The sequence below is a fragment of the Kitasatospora fiedleri genome (assembly GCF_948472415.1).
GTDB classification, from domain to species: Bacteria; Actinomycetota; Actinomycetes; order Streptomycetales; family Streptomycetaceae; genus Kitasatospora; species Kitasatospora fiedleri.
The window spans coordinates 1001215-1024073 of record NZ_OX419519.1; the positions used below are offsets into that span (position 1 = coordinate 1001215).

Annotated in this window: 20 protein-coding genes and 1 pseudogene; 8 read left to right on the top strand and 13 right to left on the bottom strand. The window is 74.3% G+C overall.

Going from position 1 to position 22859, the window contains the following annotated elements:
• Positions 1-89: 89 nt before the first annotated feature.
• Complete coding sequence (locus tag QMQ26_RS04930) at positions 90-2909, top strand: cellulose binding domain-containing protein (protein ID WP_282204879.1); 2820 nt, start codon at positions 90-92, stop codon at positions 2907-2909.
• Positions 2910-3369: 460 nt separating this feature from the next.
• A complete protein-coding gene (locus QMQ26_RS04935) occupies positions 3370-4245 on the top strand; it encodes a LysR family transcriptional regulator (protein WP_100835043.1) in 876 nt (291 codons plus the stop codon).
• Between the two features lie 140 nt (positions 4246-4385).
• On the opposite strand, the gene QMQ26_RS04940 is transcribed toward QMQ26_RS04935, so the two are convergent.
• From QMQ26_RS04940 to QMQ26_RS04955, 4 genes are all read right to left on the bottom strand, one after another.
• A complete protein-coding gene (locus tag QMQ26_RS04940; protein WP_282204880.1) occupies positions 4386-5624 on the bottom strand; it encodes an FAD-dependent oxidoreductase in 1239 nt (412 codons plus the stop codon).
• 92 nt (positions 5625-5716) lie between these two features.
• A complete protein-coding gene (locus QMQ26_RS04945) occupies positions 5717-5971 on the bottom strand; it encodes a hypothetical protein (protein WP_282204881.1) in 255 nt (84 codons plus the stop codon).
• Positions 5968-6576, bottom strand: a complete 609-nt coding sequence (locus QMQ26_RS04950; protein ID WP_199846917.1) for a VOC family protein — start codon at positions 6574-6576, stop codon at positions 5968-5970. The genes QMQ26_RS04945 and QMQ26_RS04950 overlap by 4 nt, the downstream gene beginning before the upstream one ends.
• A gap of 52 nt (positions 6577-6628) precedes the next feature.
• Positions 6629-8041 (bottom strand): MFS transporter, encoded by a 1413-nt coding sequence (locus QMQ26_RS04955; RefSeq protein ID WP_100835046.1) that lies wholly within the window; start codon positions 8039-8041, stop codon positions 6629-6631.
• A gap of 170 nt (positions 8042-8211) precedes the next feature.
• Here QMQ26_RS04955 and QMQ26_RS04960 point away from each other — a divergent pair, with 170 nt between their 5' ends.
• Positions 8212-9087, top strand: coding sequence for a LysR family transcriptional regulator (locus QMQ26_RS04960; RefSeq protein ID WP_282204882.1), 876 nt, complete (start codon positions 8212-8214; stop codon positions 9085-9087).
• A 119-nt stretch (positions 9088-9206) separates the two neighbouring features.
• On the opposite strand, the gene QMQ26_RS04965 is transcribed toward QMQ26_RS04960, so the two are convergent.
• Positions 9207-10964, bottom strand: coding sequence for a class I adenylate-forming enzyme family protein (locus tag QMQ26_RS04965; protein ID WP_282204883.1), 1758 nt, complete (start codon positions 10962-10964; stop codon positions 9207-9209).
• Between the two features lie 685 nt (positions 10965-11649).
• Here QMQ26_RS04965 and QMQ26_RS04970 point away from each other — a divergent pair.
• From QMQ26_RS04970 to QMQ26_RS04985, 4 genes are all read left to right on the top strand, one after another.
• Positions 11650-12375 (top strand): hypothetical protein, encoded by a 726-nt coding sequence (locus QMQ26_RS04970; RefSeq protein ID WP_282204884.1) that lies wholly within the window; start codon positions 11650-11652, stop codon positions 12373-12375.
• 219 nt (positions 12376-12594) lie between these two features.
• Positions 12595-13239: an O-methyltransferase gene (locus QMQ26_RS04975; protein ID WP_100838318.1), complete on the top strand. Its 645-nt coding sequence runs from the start codon at positions 12595-12597 to the stop codon at positions 13237-13239.
• A gap of 38 nt (positions 13240-13277) precedes the next feature.
• Positions 13278-14516, top strand: coding sequence for a 3-deoxy-7-phosphoheptulonate synthase (locus tag QMQ26_RS04980; protein WP_400686378.1), 1239 nt, complete (start codon positions 13278-13280; stop codon positions 14514-14516).
• A 111-nt stretch (positions 14517-14627) separates the two neighbouring features.
• Positions 14628-14984, top strand: a complete 357-nt coding sequence (locus tag QMQ26_RS04985) for a putative quinol monooxygenase (protein WP_100835050.1) — start codon at positions 14628-14630, stop codon at positions 14982-14984.
• Positions 14985-15035: 51 nt separating this feature from the next.
• On the opposite strand, the gene QMQ26_RS04990 is transcribed toward QMQ26_RS04985, so the two are convergent.
• Together QMQ26_RS04990 and QMQ26_RS04995 are read right to left on the bottom strand one after the other, a co-directional pair.
• A complete protein-coding gene (locus QMQ26_RS04990; protein ID WP_282204886.1) occupies positions 15036-15491 on the bottom strand; it encodes a hypothetical protein in 456 nt (151 codons plus the stop codon).
• Positions 15464-16054 carry an LLM class flavin-dependent oxidoreductase gene (locus QMQ26_RS04995; protein WP_282204887.1) on the bottom strand — a complete coding sequence of 197 codons (591 nt, stop codon included), beginning with the start codon at positions 16052-16054 and terminating at the stop codon, positions 15464-15466. The genes QMQ26_RS04990 and QMQ26_RS04995 overlap by 28 nt, the downstream gene beginning before the upstream one ends.
• 540 nt (positions 16055-16594) lie before the next feature.
• On the opposite strand from QMQ26_RS04995, the gene QMQ26_RS05000 reads away from it, so the two are divergent.
• Positions 16595-16984 (top strand): hypothetical protein, encoded by a 390-nt coding sequence (locus QMQ26_RS05000; RefSeq protein ID WP_282204888.1) that lies wholly within the window; start codon positions 16595-16597, stop codon positions 16982-16984.
• 19 nt (positions 16985-17003) lie between these two features.
• On the opposite strand, the pseudogene QMQ26_RS05005 reads toward QMQ26_RS05000, so the two are convergent.
• From QMQ26_RS05005 to QMQ26_RS05030, 6 genes and pseudogenes are all read right to left on the bottom strand, one after another.
• A pseudogene (locus QMQ26_RS05005) lies at positions 17004-18433 on the bottom strand (dihydrolipoyl dehydrogenase family protein).
• A gap of 164 nt (positions 18434-18597) precedes the next feature.
• On the bottom strand, positions 18598-19215 hold the full coding sequence (locus tag QMQ26_RS05010; protein WP_282204889.1) for a hypothetical protein: 618 nt from the start codon (positions 19213-19215) through the stop codon (positions 18598-18600).
• Positions 19161-19439 carry a hypothetical protein gene (locus QMQ26_RS05015; protein WP_282204890.1) on the bottom strand — a complete coding sequence of 93 codons (279 nt, stop codon included), beginning with the start codon at positions 19437-19439 and terminating at the stop codon, positions 19161-19163. Before QMQ26_RS05015 ends, QMQ26_RS05010 begins: the two co-directional genes overlap by 55 nt.
• A gap of 129 nt (positions 19440-19568) precedes the next feature.
• On the bottom strand, positions 19569-20402 hold the full coding sequence (locus QMQ26_RS05020; protein ID WP_318552261.1) for an AAA domain-containing protein: 834 nt from the start codon (positions 20400-20402) through the stop codon (positions 19569-19571).
• The gene (locus QMQ26_RS05025) at positions 20387-21175 is read right to left on the bottom strand and encodes a DEAD/DEAH box helicase family protein (RefSeq protein WP_282204891.1); all 789 of its coding nucleotides are present in this window, start codon (positions 21173-21175) and stop codon (positions 20387-20389) included. Before QMQ26_RS05025 ends, QMQ26_RS05020 begins: the two co-directional genes overlap by 16 nt.
• A 126-nt stretch (positions 21176-21301) precedes the next feature.
• On the bottom strand, positions 21302-22849 hold the full coding sequence (locus QMQ26_RS05030; RefSeq protein WP_282204892.1) for an AAA domain-containing protein: 1548 nt from the start codon (positions 22847-22849) through the stop codon (positions 21302-21304).
• Between the last annotated feature and the right edge of the window lie 10 nt (positions 22850-22859).

A 22859-nucleotide genomic window follows, 5' to 3' on the forward strand; every position in this document is an offset into this window, starting at 1 on the left:
GTCCCGTCCGCGCGGAACCCGGCCGTTGTCGGCCGGGCGGACCGGGCGGCTTTCCTGGTCCTCCGCACCCGTGACCGAGGAGAGCCCCCATGATCCCTGTCCCCCCGGAGCGCCGGGCCGCCTCGCGGCCCCCGGTGCGCGGACGCCGGCCGGTGCCGGCGGTGGTGGCCGCCGTCGCCGCCCTCGCCGCCTGCGTGGCGACCGCGGTGCTGCCCCGGCCGACCGCCGGTGCCGCCGAGTCGGCGGGCGCGGCGGCCGTCGGAAGCCGGCCGTACAGCTGGGACAACGTGCAGATCGGCGGTGGCGGGTTCATCCCGGGCATCGTGTTCAACCAGGGGCAGCAGGGCCTGGTGTACGCCCGCACCGACATCGGCGGCGCGTACCGGCAGGACCCGGCCACCAAGCGGTGGACCCCGCTGCTGGACTCGCTGGGCTGGGACGACTGGGGCCTGACCGGGGTGGCCAGCCTGGCCACCGACGCCAGGGACCCGAAGCGGGTGTACGTCGCGGCGGGCACCTACACCAACAGCTGGGACCCGGCGAACGGCGCGATCCTGCGCTCCTCCGACCAGGGGAGGACCTGGCAGCGCACCACCCTGCCGTTCAAGATCGGCGGCAACATGCCGGGCCGCGGCATGGGCGAGCGCCTCACCATCGACCCGAACAACGACGCGGTGCTCTGGTTCGGCGCGCCGAGCGGCAAGGGCCTGTGGCGCAGCGCCGACTACGGCGTGACCTGGTCGCAGGTGAAGGCGTTCCCGGTGACCGGCACGTACGCGCCGGACCCGACCGACACCTCCGGCTACCAGAGCGACCCGCTGGGCATCCTGTGGGAGGTGTTCGACCAGGGCAGCGGCACCGTCGACGGCGTCACCAGGACGGTGTTCGTCGGCGTCGCGGACCGGCAGAACAGCGTCTACCGCTCGGACGACGGCGGGGCGACCTGGACCAGGATCGGCGGCCAGCCGACCGGCTTCGTCCCGCACAAGGCGGTGCTGGACGCGTCCGGCGGCAACCTGTTCGTCTCGTACTCGGACACCGGCGGCCCGTACGACGGCGCGCACGGCGACGTGTGGAAGTACGCGACGGGCACCGGCGCCTGGACGAACGTCAGCCCGGTGCCGTCCTCGAACAGCAGCGACGACTACTTCGGCTACTCGGGCCTGACCGTCGACCGCCGGCACCCGAACGTGCTGATGGCGACGGGCTACAGCTCGTGGTGGCCGGACACCCGGATCTGGCGCTCGACCGACTCCGGCGCGACCTGGAAGCCGTTCTGGTCGTACGACGGCTACCCGAACCGGGTCGACCGGTACACCATGGACGTCTCCGCGGTGCCGTGGCTGACCTTCCACGCGAACGCCTCCGCGCCGGAGGAGGCCCCGAAGCTCGGCTGGATGACCGAGGCGCTGGAGATCGACCCGTTCGACTCCGACCGGATGCTGTACGGCACCGGCGCGACGCTGTACGGCTCCTCGAACCTGACCGACTTCGACAAGGGCGCCAAGGTCGGCATCGCCCCGGTGGTCAAGGGCCTGGAGGAGACGGCGGTCAACGACCTGGTCTCGCCGCCGACCGGCGCGCCGCTGCTCAGCTCGCTGGGCGACCTCGGCGGCTTCCGGCACGACGACCCGACGAAGGTCCCGGCGCAGACCTTCGCCCAGCCGAACCTGACCTCCGGCACCTCGATGGACTTCGCCGAGGCCGCGCCGGCCACCATGGTGCGGGTCGGCGAGACCGCGTCCGGTTCGACCGAGAAGCACATCGGCTACTCGACGGACGGCGGCTCCCACTGGTTCGCCGCCTCCGCCGAGCCGGCCGGCGTGACCGGCGGCGGGCAGGTCGCCCTCGCGGCCGACGGCTCGGCCACCGTGTGGAGCCCGAAGGGCACCGGCGTGCACCGCTCCACCGGGACGGGCAACTCCTGGACGGCCGCCACCGGCATCCCGGCGGGCGCGAGCGTGCAGGCCGACCGGGTCGACCCGAAGACCTTCTACGGCTGGTCCGGCGGCACCTTCTACGTCTCCACCGACGCGGGCGCCACCTTCACCGCCAAGGCGAGCGGCCTGCCCGCCGAGTCGGTGCGCTTCAAGGCAGTCCCGGGCACCAGGGGCGACGTCTGGCTGGCCGGCGGCACCGCCACCACCGGCTACGGCCTGTGGCACTCCACCGACGGCGGCGCGACCTTCGCCGAGCAGCCGGGCGTCGACCAGGCCGACACCATCGGCTTCGGCAAGGCCGCCCCCGGCCGGACCTATCCGGCGATGTACACCTCCGCGAAGATCGGCGGCGTGCGCGGCCTGTTCCGCTCGGACGACGCGGGCGCGAGCTGGGTCCGGATCAACGACGACGCCCACCAGTGGGGGTGGACCGGCGGCGCGATCACCGGCGACCCGCGGATCTACGGCCGGGTCTACGTCGGCACCAACGGCCGGGGCGTCCTGTACGGCGACCCGGCGGGTGGCGCCTCAACGTCCCCGTCTGCCTCCACCTCCCCGTCCACCTCTTCGTCCCCCTCTCCCTCTCCCTCCCCCTCCTCGTCCCCGTCCCCGTCTCCGTCCTCCTCGCCCAGCAGCGGCACCTCCTCCTGCGAGATCACCTACGCGGTGAGCAGCCAGTGGAGCGGCGGTTTCGGCGCCACCGTGACGGTGGCGAACAGGGGCACCGCGCCGGTCAGCGGCTGGACGGTGGCGTGGACCTTCCCGAGCGGCCAGAGCGTCACCTCGCTGTGGAACGGCAGTGTCGCGCAGAGCGGGGCGAAGGTGACCGTCACCGACGCGGGCTACAACAGGACGATCGCCCCCGGGAGTTCGGTCTCCTTCGGCTTCAACGGCAGCTGGAGCACCGCGAACACCACCCCCACCGCGTTCACCCTGAACGGCGCCGCGTGCGCCGTGAGGACCGGCTGACGCACCGGCGGACCGGCCATCCCGCGCCCGGAGCCCGGGGCGTCCTCTTCACGGAGGAGGCGCCCCGGGCTCCGGCGTGCCCGGGCCCACCCCGCGCACCGGCAGTCCCACTGACGGATTCCGGACGCACCGTTCACAGGAAGCGCGCGATCCGGTCACGTCACGCTCGCCCCGTTTAATAATCGATCGGGCATGCGAGTATTCAGGAATGGCGGGCACCGCTTCGGGCCCGCCGGCGGGTGGGGCGGCCGTGTCCGGGCGGTGTCCCACCCCTGCCCCGGCCGTCTCTCCCGCCCGCTTCCCGAAGGAGATTCCACCCGAAAACAGGCCCTGCTGACTCCTTCGCGAAACGGCCGGCACTGACCGGTTTCCCTGCCCTCCGGGCCACTCGGAAGCCCCTTTCCGTGCCCGGTCCCCCACATGGCCATCGGCGTGGCCGTGTCTACCGAGAAGCAGGTGCGTGAAAGTGTCTTTACGCGACATCGAGGTCAAGTTGCTGCGCGCGCTCGTGGCGATTGTCGACGAAGGCGGATTCGCGTGTGCCGCCCGTTCCCTGCACGTCACCCAGCCGACCATAAGCCAGCAGATCCAGCGGCTGGAATCCATTGTCCAGGCGCCGCTGTTCGAACGCACCAGACGCCCGCTGCTGCTGACCCCCGTCGGCCGCGAGGTGCTGGCGCACGCCCGCCGGGTGATCCTGCTCAACAACGAGGTGCTCGGCCGGATATCGACGCTGGGCTCGCTGGACTCGCTCAGTCTGGGCTGTTCGGTCCACTTCGCCGACGGTCTGCGCACGATGCTCAGCGAACTGGCGGCGGAGAGACCGCAGTTGAAGTGCTCGATCGCCACCGGCCTGAGCGCCGCGCTGGCCGACCGGGTCGCCCAGGGGGAGCTGGAGGCGGCGATCCTGCTGGGCATCGAGACGCCGCGCTGCGAGATGCTGGGACGGCTGCGGGTGGCCTGGTACGGGCCGGACTCGCTGCCGCCCGAGGAGCCCGTCCCGGTGGCCCTGGTCAGTGAGCGCTCGGCCCTGAGCCGGCGGATCATCGAGACCCTGGCCGAGCACAACGTCCCCTGGCGGTCGGCCCCCTGGTGCTCGGACCCGCTGGCGGTGCGGGCCTCGGTCCGGGCCGGGCTCGCGTACACCGTGCTGACCGCGAACGTGCACCACACCGACCCCTCGCTGCGTCCGGTGCCGTCCGGCACCCTCTGTCCGGACCCGGAGCCCCTCCCGGTCTACCTCGCCTTCTCCCCCTCCGCCCGCGAACCGGTGATCGGGGCCGCCCGCTCGGCGGCCCGGGCCGCGCTCCGGGACGTCCCGCTCGGCCCGCCCTGACCGTGACCGCGGCCGGACGGGACCCGGCGGGGCGGAGCGGGAACCCGCCCCGGCCGACCGTCCCGCCCCCGCCCCCACCCGGGCGGGCGGACGGGCACCCGCCCGGACGGGCGGGCGGAAGGGCGGGACCGGACGGGCCGTCAGTAGTTGTTGCGGGCGGCCCCCTTGGCGGCCAGCTTCGGCCCGTACGGCGCCGAGTCCAGCCAGGCGCCCGCCTTCTGGCCGGCCAGCGCCACCGCGACGGCCATCCGCCGCCGCAGCCGGACCGCGGTCCGCTGCGCGACCATGTGCTCCAGCGCGGTGCTGGCGCAGCCCCGGTTGTACAGCGCCGCCTCCTTGCGCTCGGCGGCGAACCGGGCGATCTGCGCGGTGGCCGCGGCCCGCCCGTCGGCCGACAGCGCGTCGTGCACCGCCTCCACCGCCCGGACCGCGTCCGGGATGCTGGAGTTCATGCCGCGCGCGCCGAACGGGGCGAACAGGTGGGACGCCTCGCCGGTCAGCAGCACCCGGTGGTGGGTGTCGGTGAACTCGGTGGCCACCTGCTGGGCGAACGTGTAGGTCGACACCCAGCTGACCCGCTCCCCGTACGCGGCGGGCATCACCCGGGAGATCCAGCGGCTCAGCCCCTCGGGGGAGACGAAGCGCTCCGGGTCGTCGTCGACCGCCAGGTTGAGGTCGACCCGCCAGCCGCCCGCGAACGGGACGATCAGCACGTTCCGGCCCCCGGCCTTGGGGTGCTTGTAGTGGAAGACCCGCTCGATCGGCACCGGGTGGGCCGGGTCGTCCTTGAGGTCGACCACCACGAAGGTGTTGCGCGAGCGCGGGCCCTCCAGCGGGACGCCGATCGCGTCGCGCAGCGGCGAGCGGGCGCCGTCGGCCGCGATCACGTAGTCGGCCTCCCAGGCCCGCCCGGTGGAGTCCACCAGCCGGACGCCGTCGGGGGTGGTCTCGGCGGACTTCACCTCGACGCCGTGGTGGAACTCGACGCCGTGCTCGCGGCAGGCCGCGGCCATCAGGTCCTCGGTGTCCACCTGGGGCAGGCTGGTGAACGGGGGCAGGCCGTCCTTGGCGAAGCGGGGGTAGGTGCGGGTGTAGACCTCGTGCCCGGCCCAGAAGGAGCGCTTGGTGGCCCACATCACGCCGCGGCCGGCCACCTGCTGCCCGAGTCCGGGGCTGAGCCGCTCCAGTTCGCGCAGCGAGGCGCCGTGGACGTACGCGGCGCGGCTGCCGGGCCGGACGGTCTCGGCGGTGCGCCGTTCCAGGACGACGGCGGGCATCCCGGCGGCGCGCAGCGCGAGCGCCGCGGCGAGCCCGGCCGGGCCCGCGCCGACCACCAGGACGGGGTGGCGGGTGGTGCGGCGGTCGGCGGCGCGGTCCACGGGGTGCTCCTGACTGCTCGTCGACCCGGCTCCGGTCGACCCGTCTCCGGTCGGCCGGTCGCCCGTCGGCTCGCTGCTCGTCGGCTGGTTGCTCATCGGCCCTCCCCCGTCAGGTGGAGCGTGTCGGCGGTGAAGAGGACGATGCGGCCGGCGAGGCCGCCGGTCAGGGCGGCGTGCCAGAGCGCGGTGCGGATGCCGGTGCCCTCGCGGCGCAGCACCACCTCGTCGGTGGGCGAGGTCAGTTCGAGGTAGTCGCCGGTGGACCGGGCGTCCATGCCCGCCTGGCGGGCGGCGGCCACCACCGGTTCGAACTCCGGCACGTCGAGCACGTACAGGGCGAGCGTCATGGCGCGGGCACCTCCAGGTTCTTCCGGATGAGTTCCGCCTTGCGCTGCCACATCGCCTGCACCGAGGGCCGGGGCGCGCCCGTGACGTCGATCAGCGCCTGGAGCGTCAGTTCGGCGTCGCGGGCGTCGATCCCCGACATCTCGCGCAGCGGCCGGGTGATCTCCAGCTGGAGACCGTTGGGGTCGTCGAAGTAGATCGACTCGATCAGCTCGTGGGCGAGCGGCGTGGTGACCCGCACTCCGTGGGCCTTCAGCCGGTCGCGCCAGGCCAGCAGTTCCTCCTCGGTCTCGACGTGGAAGGCGACGTGCCGCGAGCGGTGCATGAGGTCGCTGGGGGGCGCCTCCTCGGGCAGGTCGAAGTAGTAGAAGAACGCGATCCGGTTGCCCCGGCCCATGTCGAAGAAGAAGTGCACGAAGTCCGGGTAGTCGTCGGTGACCCACCCGTTGGCCGTGATGGCGTGCACCAGCGGCATGCCGAGGGCCCGGGTGTAGAACTCGTACGTCTCGCGCGGTCGCCAGGTGACGAAGGCCAGGTGGTCGACCCCGTCGACGCTCAGCCCCTGGGACGGGGCCGGCGGCCGGATGGGCGGTGGTGCGGTAGCCAATGTTCCTCCTGGAGACGGGTAGGGCGGAACCGGGCGCGCGCTCGGGGGTGGGTCAGGACTTGGCGGGTGCCTTTCCGCGCAGTCCGGTACTGGTGACGACGGCCCCGAGCAGCAGGACCAGTCCGCCCACGATCAGCGCCCAACGGGTGCCGTCGGCGCTGGACGAGGACAGGTTGAGGATCACGCCGAGGACCGCGACGCCGAGCGAGGCGCCGACCTGGCGGGCCGAGTTGAGGACGCCGGCGCCCATGCCGGCGAACTCGGCGGGGACGGTGCTCGCCATGCCGGCGACCAGCGCGGGCAGGGCGAAGGAGACGCCGAAGCCGAAGGCCAGCAGGCCCACCACGGTCGCCACCAGGGCGAGCGCCGAGTCGTCGGTGAACGGCGCCTGGAGCAGCGCGCCGACGCCCATCAGGCTGAAACCGATGGTGGCGGGCTTGCGCGGCCCGATCCGGCCGACCAGGCGGCCGGTGTAGATCGGGTTGAAGGCGGTCGGCAGGGTCAGCGGCAGGAAGACCAGGCCGGCGACGACCGGGGAGTAGCCGCGGCCGTCCTGGAAGAACAGCGACAGCACGAACAGCAGGCCGGAGAGGCCGAAGTTGGCCAGCAGGCCCGCCGCGACCGCGGGCGAGAAGCCCGGGCTGCGGAACATCCGCAGCGGGACCATGGCCGCGTCGCCGGCCCGCAGCTCGGCGGCGAGGAAGACGATCGCGCCGAGCACGGTGAGCCCGAAGGCGACCAGCACCCCGGGGGCGCCCCAGCCCTTGTCCGGGCCCTCGATCAGCGCGTACACCAGGGCCGCCAGGGCGACCACGGAGCTGATCTGGCCGGGCAGGTCGAGGCCGCTGCGCTGCTTGCGGGCGGTCTCCGGAGCCAGCCGGAGCGTGATGACCAGGCTGATCACCGCCAGCGGCACGTTGATCAGGAAGATCGCGCGCCAGCCGACGGTGTCGGTCAGCACGCCGCCGACCACCGGTCCGGCGGCCAGCGCCGCGCCGGTGATCGCGGCCCAGGAGCCCACCGCCCGGGCCCGCAGCGCGGGGTCGGTGTAGGCGTTGGTGATCACCGCGAGCGAGGAGGGCAGCAGCAGCGCGCCCGCCGCGCCCAGCGCCAGCCGCAGCGCGACCAGCACCGGCAGGGTGGTGGCCAGCGCCGAGACGCCGGACAGCACGCCGAACGCGACCAGGCCCCAGACGAAGACCCGGCGCCCGCCGAAGCGGTCGGAGAGCCAGCCCGCGGTGAGCAGCAGGGCGGCGAAGGTGATGGTGTAGCCGTTGGTGACCCACTGGAGGCCGCTCAGGCCCACGTGGAGGTAGTCGGCCATCGCCGGCAGGGCCACCGAGACGATGGTCATGTCCAGCAGCACCATGAAGTAGCCGAGCGAGAGCCCGATCAGCAGGGTGCGGGGTGGTCCTTCGGGGCCGGTGGGAGTGACGGCGGCCTGGACGCCGGCCTGGGTAGCCATGTGTGCTCCTCGTTCAAGAATGGCATGCCTCGCCCCCGGATCATCGGTTGGTCGGAGGCGGGAAGTGCCATTCTTCCGGACTCGGAAGGGGAGTTGACGGTACTGACGACGGGAATGGCCTATGGATACAATCGGCCCAGCCGATAGATCGTCAGAGGGGTACCACCATCATGGAGTTACGACACCTTCGCACGTTCGAGGTGGTTGCCCGGACGCTCAGCGTGACACAGGCGGCGCGCGAGTTGCACTACGCCCAGTCCAGCGTGAGCGATCAGATCCAGTCATTGGAGCGCGAGTTGGGCGTCGAGCTGATCAACCGCTCGCAGCGCAGGATTCGGCTGACCCCGCAGGGCGAGGTGCTCTCCTCCTACACCGACCGGATTCTCAAGCTGATCGAGGAGGCCCGGTTCGCGGTCTCCCGGCCCACCACGGAGCTGGCCCTCGGCGCCCTGGAGACCCTGGGCCTGTACCTGCTGCCCGAGGTGCTCTCGTACTACCGCGAGCTGTACCCGCAGACCAGGGTCCGGGTCTCCCAGTTCAACCGCGGCGAGCTCTACCAGTCGGTGCGCCGCGGCGACCTCGACCTCTGCCTGACCTTCGGCACGCCGCCGGAGGACGGCGGCCTGCGCGCGGAGACGCTGGCCGAGGAGCCCCTGGTGATCATCGTGCCGCCCGGGCACCCGCTGGCCGCCCGCGGCCAGGCCGACCTGGCGGAGCTGGCCGCCGAGCCGTTCCTGGCCACCCAGCAGGGCTGCGGGTTCCGGGAGATGTACGACGGCGCGTTCGGGGGCGCCGGCGGCAAGGAGCCGGTCGCCGAGGTGGACAGCATCGGCACGCTCGGCGCCTGCGTCTCGGCCGGGATGGGCTGCGCGCTGCTGCCGCTGGTCTCGGTCCGCAACCAGGCCGACCGGGGCGAGGTGGCGGTGGTGGAGATCGGCGACAGCGAACTGCGGACGGCGATCACCATGACCTGGCTGGACCGCAACTCGGCCAACCCGAGCCTGATCGGCTTCCAGACCGCGATCCGCAAGCAGCTGGCGGGCTGAGCGCGGGCCGTTCGCGTGGCCGTTCGCGTGGCCGTTCGTGTGGCCGGCCACGGAGCCGTTCGCCGGACGGCCGACCGGGCGGCCGACCGGGCTGCTGACGGGGAGGCGGGTCCGGGGGCTCATCGGGCCGTGTCCAGGTCCGCCCGCCGCTGCCCGTCCCGGGGGCGGGGCACGAACGGGGCCGCCGGGGCCGAAGGCTGCACGGGGAGCGGCGGGACCGGCGGGGCCGTCGGCTGCGCGGGGTCCGCCGCGGGCGGCGGGTCCAGCGGGATCTCCTTCAGCCGGGCCCGGGCGATCTTGCCGGTGACGGTGGTCGGCAGCCGGTCGACCACGACCAGCTGCTCGGGCAGCTTGTAGGTGGCCAGGCCCTTGCCGGACAGGTGCCCGGTCACCTCGTCGAGGGTCAGCCGGGCGCCCTCGCGCAGGGCGACCAGCAGGCAGGAGCGCTGGCCCAACCGCGGGTCGGGCCGCGCCACCACCGCGTGCTGGGCCAACTGCGGCAGGTCGTTGAGGAGTTCCTCCACCTCCAGGGCGCTGAACTTGAGCCCGCCCCGGTTGATCAGCTCGTCGCCGCGCCCCCGGTAGCCGACCGAGCCGTCGGGGTGCAGGGCCGCCAGGTCGCCGGAGCGCAGCCAGCCGTCCGCCGTGAACGCGGCCCGGGTCAGCTCCGGCGCGTGCAGGTAGCCGCGGAACAGGTACGGGCTGCGGTACTGGAGCTCCCCGGTCTCGCCGGGGGCGGCCGGGACGCCCGCGGCGTCCACCACCCGGACCTCGCCGCCGGACACCGGGCGGCCGATGGTGGCCGCGGCCTCGGGCGGGTCGCCGGGGCGGGTGAAGGTGCCCGCGCCCACCTCGGTCATCCCCCACTGGACGATCAGCCGGGCGCCCAGCCGTCGGCGCACGCCCTCGGCGAGTTCCCGGGGCACCGGCGCGCCGCCGGTGCGGACCTCTCGCAGCCCGGCGACCGGACGCTCCGGCCCGGCCGCCGCTTCCTGCTCCAGCAGGGCCATCAGGTCGCGCAGTTGGGCCGGTACGGCGAACGCGGCGGTGGCGCCGGCGGTGCGCAGCGCGGCCAGGAAGCGGCGCGGCTCCCAGCTCTCGAAGAGCCCGACCGCGCCCGCGCCGACCAGGGCCAGGTGCACCGAGAGCATGCCGAAGGCGTGGCTGAGCGGGCTGGCCGAGACCACGGTGTCCCCGGCGCCGAGGCCGCCGTCGGCCGCCACGGCCGCGGCGTTGCCGAGCAGTCCGGCGTGGCTGTGGACGCAGAGCTTGGGGCGCCGGGAGGTGGTCCCGGAGGAGGCGAGCAGCATCAGCGGCGCGTCCGGGTCGCGCGGGGGCTCGGGCAGGTCGCCGGTCGACTCCGGTGCCCCGTCCAGCAGTTCGGCCGAACTGCGCAGCCCGTCCGGGCCGTCCGCCGACCGGGGTGCGACGCCGCCGGAGACCCAGACCTCCCGCAGCGCGGGGAGGTGCTCGCGCAGGGCGCGGATCTCCGCGGTCCGGTCCCGGCCGCGGTAGGAGTCCCGGGCCACCAGCGCGCTCGCCTTCGACTGTTCGAGCAGCGAGCGGACCTCGTGCGCGCCGTACCCGGAGTGCAGCGGCAGCAGCAGGACGCCGAGCCGGGCGGTGGCCGCGTGCAGGACCACCAGCTCCCAGCTGTTGGGCAGTTGGGCCGCCAGTACCTCGCCGGCCCGCAGTCCCCGCCGGTGCAGGGCGGCGGCGGTCCGTTCGGCCTGGCGCAGGCAGTCCTGCCAGCTGTACCAGCGGTCGCCGTCCAGGACGGCCGGCCCCGGGCGGCGGGCGGCGGCCCGCTCCAGGGCTTCGCCGAAGGTGCGGGAGACCGGGGAGACCGTTGTCGATTCCTCGGGGGGAGCTTTCACGGAGGTCCTCCATCGGCGTCGGCGCAAACATCCGGTGCTTTCCGACCGGGATTCTGCTCATGCCTCCGACCGCCCGTCCAGGGCGCCCCGATAAGGGATTCCAATTCACCGGGACCGGTCGGTCCGAATAAGGGCCCCTTATATCCGGACCGCCCGGGCGGTGGCACCCACCGCGGTCCGGCGGATTCGCCCCGGAAGCTTCGGCCGTTCCGATGTGATCCATCGGCGGCACCGGTCGAAGGGCCCCGGCGGTGCCCAAAAGGGGCACGGACCAGGCGGCACGCGTTAAGAACAATCAATCGGGGAGCGCGGGCCGGCGGCTTCCGGACGGGCTCGGGGTGGGGGCGCAACACGCCGGTAAACCGTTCGGCCGGGCCGATGGGCACCATCGAGAAAACCGAATCCGCCCGTTTGCCCAGGCCACGGGGCCGGACCGGTGGGAATCCGGCCACTTCGGCCGGCCGGTCCGGGCCGATCGGCCCTGGAAAGGCTTGCCGAACGGTCCGCGGCCACTACAGAATTCCGGTCGTCCCCGTTGCAGGAGGTATCGATGTCGATTGCACGACGTTTCGAGAAAGCGAATGCAGAGCCGGGGTCGGTCCACGGAATTCCGGAGACCGGTGGCTTTTCCGGGGCCGGGACGCGCCCCGGGTCCGAGGTCTTCTCGGCGGCCGGGCTGCGCCAGTTGGACGACGTCGTCCGCAGCGCCCGGCTCGCCTCCGCGGCGGTCGCCTCGTCCCTGCTGGCCCCCGTCCCGGCCGGCGACGCCGCCGCGCTGACCGAGCAGCACTGCGTGTTCGACCACTGCGGCCTGCTGCTGTTCCCGCGCACCCTGGACGAGGGCCTGCGCGGGCTCCAGCAGCTCGGCCTCGCGCCGTCGCCCGTGGTGCCCAGCACGGTGGTGCGCCGCCGGCTGGCCGAGCGCCACGGGCTCGACCCCGCCGACTGCGACGTCCGGATCACCCGGCTGCGGCTCGGCCTGCCCAACGGGCGCCGCCACGCCGCCGTGGAGGTGTTCCTCTTCCCGCGCGACAGCCGGGCGTACGCCCCGCAGGTCGAGGAGGCCGAGGTGGTCAACGGCTTCGAGCAGCACACCGCGTTCGTGGTGGCCCGTCCCAGCACCGGGCTGCTGACCCGGCTGGTCGCCTCCTGGCGGATCGAGGCCGGGCTGCTCACCGAGGGGGGCGGCCACAACCCCCACGAGGGCGGCCCCGACGGCTCCACCGTCATGTACTTCGTCCGCGAGCACGACCACCCGGGGCTGCGCCGCCGGTTCGAGCTGCACTGTCCCGGCGACCTGACCGCGTTCATCGCCGGACTGCCCGAACAGACCGCGGCGGTCCGGCACGCCTACGCCGCCTGGCACCCCGTCGACCCGGTGCTCGCCGCCCCGCCGGCCCGCTCCGTCTGAGACCGGCCCGCACCGCGCACCGCGCACCGCGCACCGCACCACCCTGCACCGCGCCGTCCCGTCCGGCTCGACCCGCTCCGCCCGCTCGACCCGCTCGACCCGCTCCGCCCACCGCCCCACCTCACTCGGGAGAATCCTGTGCTGCGCAACGACACACTCACCCCCCGAGGCGTGGCCCTCACGCCCGAGCTGCACGACTACCTCCTGGCCCAGGGCCGGATGACGCCGGACCCGCTGCTGGCCGAGCTGATCGAGCGGACCCACGCGGCGATCCCCGACCAGGCGCACATGTCCGTCGCCCCCGAGGAGGGCGCGCTGCTGACCTTCCTGGTCCGGCTGCTGGGCGCCCGCCGGATCGTCGAGGTCGGCACCTTCACCGGCTACTCCTCGCTCTGCCTGGCCCGCGGCCTGCCCGCCGACGGCTCGCTGATCACCTTCGACGTCTCGGCCGAGTGGACCGAGCTGGCCCGCGAGTTCTGGGTCCGCGACGGCGTGGCCGACCGGATCGAGCTGCGGCTGGGCGACGCGCTGCAGACGCTGCGCGCGCTGCCCGCCGAGCCGCACCTGGACCTGGCCTTCATCGACGCGGACAAGCCCGGCTACGTCGGCTACTGGGAGGAGCTGGTGCCCCGGCTGCGCCCCGGCGGCCTGCTGCTGGTCGACAACACGCTGTTCAGCGGCCAGGTGATCGACGAGGACCCGGGCCCCAAGCCGGCCGCCGTCCGGGCGTTCAACGAGCACGCCCGGCGCGACGAGCGGGTCGAGCTGGTCATGCTGCCGATCGCCGACGGGTTGACCGCGGCCCGGCGGCTGGCCCCCGGCGAGCGCGCCTCCCGCGGCCCGTGGAACGAGGGCCCGCGGTGACCGGCACCGCCCGCCCCGGCCACCCGCCGCAGCACCTGCTGCCCGCCGAGCGGCCGTTCACCGACCTCGACGAGGAGTGGACCCGGCAGGCCGCCACCGCCGAGCAGCAGCCCGACTGGAGCGACCCCGTCCGGGCCGCCGCCGCCCGCGCCGAACTGGCCCGGCTGCCCGGCCTGGTCACCTGGGCCGAGGTCCGCCACCTGCGGACCCTGCTCGCGGAGGCCGCGGCCGGCCAGTACCAGGTCGTCCAGGCCGGGGACTGCGCGGAGGACCCGCAGGAGTGCGAGCCGTCCACCGTGGTCCGCAAGGCCGCGCTGCTGGACGCGCTGGCGGGCGTGATGACCACCGGCACCGGTCGGCCGGTGCTGCGGATCGGCCGGATCGCCGGGCAGTTCGCCAAGCCGCGCAGCGCCCCGACCGAGACCGTCGACGGCCTCGAACTGCCGGTCTACCGCGGTCACCTGGTGAACGCGCCGGAGCCCACCGCGGCCGCCCGGCGGGCCGACCCGGGGCGGATGGTCGACTGCTACCACGCGGCCCGCTCCGCCGTGGCCTGCCTGCGCCAGCGCGGCGGCGCCTGGGGGCTGCCCGCCGGGGCGCCGGTGTGGACCAGTCACGAGGCGCTGGTCCTGGACTACGAGCTGCCGCTGCTGCGCCGGACGGCCACCGACGACATCCTGCTGACCTCCACCCACCTGCCGTGGATCGGCGAGCGGACCAGGAACCCGGACGGCCCGCACGCGATGATGCTGGCCCAGGTCGCCAACCCGGTCGCCTGCAAGATCGGGCCGACCACCCGCCCGCAGGACCTGCTCGCGCTCTGCGACCGCCTGGACCCCGGCCGCGAGCCGGGCCGGCTGACGCTGATCGTCCGGATGGGCGCGGCCGCGGTGGCCGCCGCGCTGCCGCCGCTGGTGGCCGCCGTCCAGCGGGCCGGCCACCGGGTGGTGTGGCTGTGCGACCCGATGCACGGCAACACCGTCAAGGCGCCCAACGGGGTCAAGGTCCGCTCGGTGCGGACGCTGGTCGCCGAGGTGCACGCCTTCCAGGAGGCGGTCGCCGCGGCGGGCGGCATCCCGGCGGGCCTGCACCTGGAGACCACCCCGCACGAGGTCGCCGAGTGCGTCTGGGCCGACCCGGCGGAGCTCGGCACCGGGCCCGGCACCGCGCCGCCCGGCACCGCCTCGCACTGCGACCCCCGCCTCAACCCGGCCCAGGCCGTCGAGGTGGCCCGCGCCTGGGCGGGCCCGCCCGGGCCGCTCACCGCCCACCGGTGACCGCCGGTGGGCGGTGACCTCCGATGTCCACCACCGTCCACCGATGTCCACCACCGCCCACCACTGTCCACCAGTGAATGAACCGAACCCGAGGGAAAGGGAACGATCCTGATGAGTGAGACCATCCTGCGCACCGACGACGGCGCCATCTTCATGATCAACGTCTTCGACGTCGAGCCGGAGAACCAGAAGGAACTCGCCGAGGTGATGAGCGAGGGCGCCGAGAAGTACATCCGCAACCGGCCGGGCTGCCTCTCGGTGAACATCCTCACCAGCCGGGACGGCAAGCGGCTGCTCTACGTCGCGCAGTGGAGCCACAAGGACGGCATCAAGGCCGCCATGGGCGACCCCGACATCCAGCGGGTCCGGGACCGCGCGGCCGAGCTGGCCAAGCCGGACCCGCACGCCTACACCGTCTACTCCCTGCACCACCCGGACCCGGCCCCGGCCGACGCCGAGCAGGGCTGACCCCGGACCGGACCCGGACCGGGCCCGGCGGCCCGGCCCGCTGACCCCCCGTCAGCGGGCCGGGCTCCAGCCGAGCAGCGGACCGAGCCGGGTGGCCAGGTCGGTGAGGATCTGGGTGTAGTCCTCCGGCGCGAAGGTGAACGGGAGCGCGAACGCGACCTCGTCGCTCTCCCGGAACGCGGCGTGCGCGTACAGCCGCTCGGCGAGCTGCTCGCTGGTGCCGACCAGGTCGGGGGCGAACAGCAGCCGGCCGGGGCCCTGCGGGGCGCGGGTGCGGGCGAGCCGGGACGCGGCGTACGCCTCGTACTTGGCGCGCTGCTCGGGGGTGGCACCGTCGGTGGGGACGACCACCAGCCCGTGCGAGACCCGGGCCGCCTCGCCCGCGGGGTGGGCGGCGCGGAACGCCCGGATCAGGGCGAGCTGGTTGGCCTCGAAGTCCTCGCTCTGCTCGGCCCGCACCACGCTGCTGGTGAGCAGGTTCAGCCCGTGCGCGCCGGCCCAGCGCACCGAGCGCAGGCTGCCGCCGCCGTACCAGACCCGCCCGGCCAGACCGGGCACGTGCGGCTGGACGCGCTCGGAGTACGCCTCGATGCCCTCGGTGCCGCGGAAGCTGCTGGCCCGCTCCCGCGCAGCAGGCCGAGCAGCCGCTCGACCCGCCCGTAGCCGAAGTCCTCGCGGTCGGCGGTGTCCGGGTACAGCGCGTCCTTGACCTCCTCGTAGTGGATCGGCACGCCGACGCTGACGCCGGGGTTGAGCCGTCCGCCGGACAGCACGTCGACCGTCGCCAGGTCCTCCGCGTAGCGCAGCGGGTTCTCCCAGCCGAGCGGGGTGACGGCGGTGCCGAGGGCGATCCGGCGGGTGCGCTGGCTGGCGGCGGCGAGCACCGTCAGCGGCGAGGAGATGCCGTACTGGAGGTGCCGGTGGCGCAACCAGGCGCTGTCGAAGCCCAGTTGCTCGCCGAGTTCGATCAGCCGCAGGGTGGCCTCGTGGCCGCCCGCCGGGTCGTGCTCGTCGAACAGGCCGATGGTCAGGAATCCCAGCGAGCGCAGCGGCCGGTCGGGGGTGGGCACCGGGTTCCTCCTCGGTCCGTTCGGTCTCCGTCCCGCCACGCTCACACACCGGGGCCGGGATGATCAACCGCCGGCCGGGATTGTGACCTGGCGTCACGCTCCCGCAACACCGCCGGTTCCCCGGTTCCGCCCGGCCCGCCGTCCGGCCCGGCTACGGTGGCTGCTGCCACCGGACGCGCCGGACGTCGGGTGCTCCGGGAGGGACGACGATGTTCGCCGAGGTGCTACGTCACCCGCTCCCCGTCTCCGGGTTGCCCGCCTCCGGGTTGCCCGCCTCCGGGTTGCCCGCCTCCGGGTTGCCCGCCTCCGGGTTGCCCGCTGCTCCGCTCCCCGGAGTGCTCCCCCGCGGGCGGCGCGCCCTGCTGGTGGCGGCCCTGGCGCTGGCCGCGGCGGGCTGCGGCTCCTCGGGCGGCGGCCCGGCCCCGGCCTCCGCCGCTTCCCCTTCCTCCCCACCGCCTCCGTTCCCGGCTCGGTCAGCGTCACCGTCAGCGGCGACCCGGCCGCGGCCGGGCCGGCGGGCCGCCCGGCCGACCCTGCACGGTGTGGACGGACGAGCAGGTCAGCGCGGCGATGGGCGGCGGCTCCCGGCTGCTCGCGGAGGGCCCGTCCACGGAGCGCCCGTGGTCGTGCACCTGGGGCTCGCGCCGCTCGTACCTGTCGCTGCGCCTGGTCGACGACGCGGCCTTCGCCCGGACCACCGCGGACCCGGCCTTCACCTCGGTGGCCGTCCCCGGCATCGGTGACGGCGCGGTGCTGCTGACCCGCGCCGGGGACGGCGGCGACCCGGAGCTCTTCTTCACCGTCGGCGCCTCGCACTACGCGATCGAGGCGGTCGCCGACCGCGCCGGGACCGGCGCCGCCGACGCGCCCGCCGAGGCCGCCGCCGAGCAGTCCCTCGGCAGGCTGGCCGCCGGGAGACTGCGCGGCTGACGCCCCGCCGCCGGGCCGGTCAGCCCCGGTAGGTCTCCAGCAGCCGGAGCCAGACCTCGCTGATGGTGGGGTAGGCGGGCACGGCGTGCCAGAGCCGGGCGAGCGGGACCTCCCCGGCGACGGCGACGGTCGCGGAGTGCAGGAGTTCGGCGACGCCGGGCCCGACGAAGGTGACGCCGACCAGCACCTCGCGGTCGAGGTCGACGACGGCCCGGGCCCGGCCCCGGTAGCCGTCGGCGTACAGGGCGGCGCCGGAGACGCTGCCGAGGTCGTAGTCGACGGCGCGCACCCGCAGCCCGGCGTCCCGGGCCTCCTGGAGGGTGCGGCCGACGGCGGCGACCTCGGGGTCGGCGAAGACCACCTGCGGGACGGCGGCGTGGTCGGCGGTGGCCACCGAGCGGCCCCAGGGGGCGAGGTCGAGGGGGCGGCCGGCGGCCCGGTCGGCGATCACGCCGCCGAAGACCCGGCCCTGGTACTTGCCCTGGTGGGTGAGGAGCGCGCGGTGGTTGACGTCGCCCGCGGCGTACAGCCAGCCGGCCGGGACGCCGGTGGCGCGGCCGGTGTCGTCGGTCTCGATCCAGCCGCCGGGTTCGAGCCCGACGGTGTCGAGGCCGAGGTCGGCGGTGGCGGGGCGGCGGCCGGTGGCGAACAGGACCTCGTCGGCGGGCAGCCGGGTGCCGTCGGACAGGTCGAGGGCGAGCGCGCCGGCCCGGCGGACTCGCGGTGCACGGCGGTGACCGAGACGCCGAGCCGGACGTCCACCCGGCGGCCCGCAGGCCGTCGGAGACCAGCTGCCCGGCGAAGTCCTCGGTGCGCTCCAGCAGGCCGCCGCCGCGCACCAGCAGGGTCACCTCGCTGCCCAGCGCCCGCCAGGCGGTGGCCATCTCGACCGCGACGACGCCGCCGCCGACCACCGCGAGCCGCCCGGGCACCTCCTGCGCGGAGGTGGCCTCCCGGCTGGTCCACACCCGGGCCCCGGCCAGCCCCGGCAGGTCGGGCAGGGCGGCCCGGGTGCCGGTGCACACGGCGACGGCGTGCCGGGCGGTCAGGGTGCGCCGCCCGCCGCCGGGCGTGTCCACGGTGACCCGCCGTTCGCCGTCCAGCCGCCCGTGCCCGCGGACCAGGTCGATCCCGGCCGAGGCCAGCCACTCCACCTGCCCTCGTCGTGCCAGTGCGAGGCGAACCCGTCCCGGCGCGCCAGCACCGCCGCCGCGTCCAGCCGCCCCGCGGCGGCCTCCCGGCTGCCCGCCACCCGCCGGGCGTCGGCGAGCGCAGCGCCTTGCTCGGCATGCACGCCCAGTACGAGCACTCGCCGCCCACCAGTTCGCTCTCCACCAGGGCCACGCTCAGCCCCCCGGCGCGCGCCCGGTCCGCCAGGTTCTCCCCGGTCGGTCCGCCCCCGATCACCACCAGGTCGTAGTCGTCACGCCCGCCGCCCTCGGCACCCATCCGCGTCCACCCGCCCTTTCCGACTCGCCCGCCGCCCGGTGACGGCACGTCAGCCCCATCGTGCACCACACCCGGCCGTCCGCCGTCCCGGCTCACGGCTCCGACGCCCGGATCGGCCCCGGGGCGGCTGCCACCGGGGCCGACGTGCACGATCGGGCCGTCGGCTATTTCCCGCCCGGTCCGTTCGCCGAGGCCGCGAGGTCGTTGAGCGCGGCGTTCACCACCTGCCAGCAGATGCCGAGGGTGTCCCGGTCCGGGCGGTGCGCTTCGCGGGACTCCTGGTCCGGGTGGACGAAGTTCCGGTAGTGGCGCAGCACATGGCTGAACTTCTGGGCGTCGCCGTCGATCCACCCTGCTTTGTGGCAGAGGTCGATCAGGGTCTCGAACCTCACGTTCCGCGGTGCCGTGTTGCCCAGCAGTGTCCGGTCCCGTTCCACCACGGTCTGGAGCAGGACGCCCTCCATCAGGCTGCCCAGCATGACGATGGCCGCCACGTGCGCGCCGTGGGCGTAGCAGGTGCGCGCCTCGTCCAGGCGCCGTTGCAGCAGCAGGACCATCGCGGGGTCGTGGACGATGTCGGTCATCGCCGCTTTGAGTTCGGTCGCCCCGTACTCGGAGGGATGGGCCAGTGCCGGATCGCACACCAGCAGCCGGGGGCCGCTGCCGCGCGACTCCAGTCGGAGTCCTTCGTGCACCAGGAAGGAGTTGATCGCGGCGATCACCTCTGTCAGGAGTTCGGGTTCGTCGAGGTATTCGCGGGCGTCGGCCAGGCGGAGCAGCACCTTCTCGATCTCGTCCGGCGGTCGCGTCGTTCCATCAGCAGTTCGAGGGCCCACTCCCGCCGGTACTGACCGTCGTACGCGGGGACGTCCTGCCAGCCGGCCCGGCGCAGGAAGCCCTCGATCTCGTAGCCCTTCCGGTAGTAGAGGTCGTCGTCGCCGGTGACCACCCTGGCGAGTTCGGCCACGGTGTTCTCGTCGAGCGGCAGGGTGCGGTCGGTAGTCATCGGGTTCCTTCGTCAGGAGTGCGGTCGGAGTGGCCGGGGCGGTCGGAGTCGAGGTCGGCCGGGCGGCCGGCCGGCTCCTCCCCTGGTCGTCGGCCTGGTCGTCGGCCTGGTCGTCGGTCTCGGGCAGGATCAGCGGCTGCCAGGGTGGCGGCTGTTCTCCGGCGGGTGCCTCACCGTGGCGGGGCCGGTAGGTCGCGGGGGTGATGCCCAGCCGGTCGAGTTCCTGCCAGAGGCCGAGCAGCGCCTGGTCGGGGTCGAACGGAATTCGCTCTCCGGGACCCGCCAGAAACGCCAGCCGACGCGCTGCAGTTCGCGGTCGCGTTGCTGGTCGTGCCGGAGCTGTTCCAGCGTGGAGTGGTAGTGGTCACCGTCGCACTCGACGCCGAGCCTGCCGCGGGCGCCGATCACCACCAGGTCGATCCGCTTGTTCCCCGCGGGGTACTGCGGGACGACGTGGTAGCCGCGTTCCTTGATCCGCAGGTAGACCTGTTGCTCGAACAGCGAGTCGAAGGGCTTGCGCGGCACGTCGGGGAGCACGGTGCCGAGGTCGTCGGCCTCCGCCAGCGCGGCCGGCGGGTTCTGCATGTAGCCGAGCAGGCTCAGCCGCAGGTCTCCCGGCTTCATCCGGTCCGGGGGAACGGAGTAGAACAGGATCATCTGGTCCTGGGCCCGGCTGGCGGCCACGTTGTACGCCTGCTGCTCGCTGCGCAGTCCTCCGGCGATCTTGCGGACCTTGTCGACCACCATCGACAGCAGGATGACGTGGCGCTCGTCGCCCTGGAACATCGCGGGGGTACCGACCCGGATGCGGTGCTTCTCCCGGACCGGTGCGGGGATCCGCTGCTCGATCAGCTGCTCCAGCAGTTTCACCTGGCCGCCGTAACCGCCCTGGAGCACGATCACCCCCATGGTCCGGCCCTCGTAGGCGGGATCGGTGGTGAGCGCGGTCAGCCGGTCGACGATCGCCTCGGCCTCCGGGGGTTGCGGATGCGGTGGTCCCGGCCTTCGGCGACCCCGTCGGCCACATAGTGGGTCAGCAGCGGGTCGAGCCGTTCACCGCCGTACTGCCGCAGCGGGATCAGCCCGGGCGGGTTGTAGAACATCGCCGAGGACCAGCCGATGATCTCCGGCATGCAGCGGAAGTGCTCCTGGAGCCGGATCGTCGAGGGGAAGAAGGTGGACAGCAGCTGATAGAGGTTGGACTGTGGTGTGTAGAGCTGCCGCAGGTGCCGCGGGACGTCCGGGAGGTGCGCGGTGAGCCGGTCCTGGATCTGCTGGATGCGGCCGAAGCCGGCCACCGCCGGGGTGCACTGCTTGTCGTCGCCGACCACAATGATCCGCGGGGCAAGCCACAGCAGGAACAGCGCGTCCATGCCCGCTTGGCTGGCCTCGTCCACGATCACCACGTCGAAGGCGTCCTGGCGCGGTTCGATCATCTCGGCGACCCGGGAGATCGGCATCACCCAGGCGGGTACGGCTCCCTGCGCGACCTGCATGGCGCTGCGGGCGGCCGCCCCGAACTGAGCGGCGATCTTGCCCTTGCCCTTGCCGTACGACGCCATGTGGCTGCGGTACGCCTGCAGGGCGGAGCGCTGTTCCGGGGTCATCCGCTGCAGGCAGTGCAGTCTGCCCTTGGCGGCAGCCAGGTCCCCGGTCAGTTCCTCGAGCTTGGCCTCGCACTCGGTGAGTTCCGCGTCGAGCCGTTGCTCCCGTCCGGGGGCCCGCTCCTCGTGCACGAAGCGGCAGGCTCCCGCCCATGCCCACGCGTCGGCGAGGCGCGCCGTCCGGTCGTCCCACGCGGGGTCGTGGCACTCGCGCGACCATCCGGTTGGCCAGCGCGGGGGACGCCGCGCGCAGGGCGTCTAGCAGTTCCGCGCAGCGCCGTGCCTGCCGCTGCCTGGTGTGGGCCGTCGTGTAGGCGTCGAGTTCCTTGCTGTAGCGGTCGAGGTCCCGGTCGGCGAGGGCCTGGGCCATGGCCAGCGACTCGGGGGTCGGGGGTGGCTCTCGCTCCCGCCCCGCAGGGAGCGCTCCCAGACGGTGAGCCGGGCGGCGGCGTCCTCGGCGCGCTGGCGGCCGGCCAGGGCGGACACCGCGGAGGTGAAGTGGTCCCACTGCCGAGGGGTCGTCAGGTCGAGGTAGACGCCGCGTCCGACCAGTAGGTCGTCCACCCGTTCCCGGAGGCCACCGAAGGCCGCTACCGACTCCAGGTGCCGGTAGCGCTCCCGCAGGGTTGCCAGGCGTACTTCCAGCGGCCCGTCTTCCAGCGGAGCGTCGACCTGCGCCCAGCGCACGGCGATGGTGGCCAGGGTGCGATGGGCCTGCAGGTGGGCGTGCACGGCGTCGAGATCGGCGGCGTCGGCGGGCGGGCGCCCGTCGACCCGACAGGTGTCGAGCAGTTCCCGGACCTGGCGCTGGGCCTTCGGGACGATCAGACCGCGTAGACCGCGCCGGCCGGCCAGGTGCGCGCGCAGTTCGGGGACGGCCGCACCGATCAGGCTGGCCTGCTCGGCGGTGAGGGTCTCCGGCAGGACGACAGTCCGGACACCTGCCCGGGCGAGTCCGTCGGCGACGGCGGCGAGCGCCGTCCCGGCCTCCGCGACCCGGTCCCACAGGTCGCTTCGGCGGCGGGCCAGCCGGTCGGCGAGGGCACGCCGGGACCATTCGGCGCCGCCCCAGCGCGCGGCCTCCCATGGCGCGCCGATCCGGTGCAGCAGGGCCCGGCCGGAGGCGAGCAGTTCGACCAGGTGGTCGGTGGTCGGGGTGTCGAGCGCGGTGAGCCGGTTGCGCAGGTCGGCGGCCTCGTCCGGGAGGCCGGTGTCCGGTGACTCGTCCGCCACGGCGGTGGCCACCTGTCCGGGGGTCGGCAGGGTCGCCGGGGAGGGCGGCAGCGGTCCGGCGGCCAGGTCCGCGGTGCCTTCCCGGAGGAGGACCAGCAGTTCCTCCGCTTCGAGCGCGGTGAGCGGCGGTGCGGACGGCGCGTGGTCGGAGAGGCTGCCGATCCACGACAGGGCGGGAGCGGCGTCCTGGACCTGCCGGACGATCGCGGCGAGGGTGCCGGAGTATCCGGGCGCGCTCCGGGCGTAGACGGTCCGCGGCGAGTTCGCCCGCGCCGTCCTGCGGGCACCGCGAGCTCTTCGCAGTACGCACCTGGTCGCGGACGGCCGGCGGCGCTTGCGCGCAGCACGGTCAGGGCGTGGTCGCGGGGCTGGTGCGAGTACCCGCTGGCCCTGCGCGAGCAGCGCGCTGAGCAGGTTGGCGATGGTGTGGGTCTTGCCGGTTCCGGGCGGGCCCTGGACCACCACGCCGGTGTCGCGCTGGAGGCGGTCGAGCACGGCCCGCTGCTGGGCGTTGGTCTTGCCGGGAAGAGCGGTTCCTCGTCGAACAGGCCGCGGGCGGAGTCGGCGCTCCACTCAGCCGGGC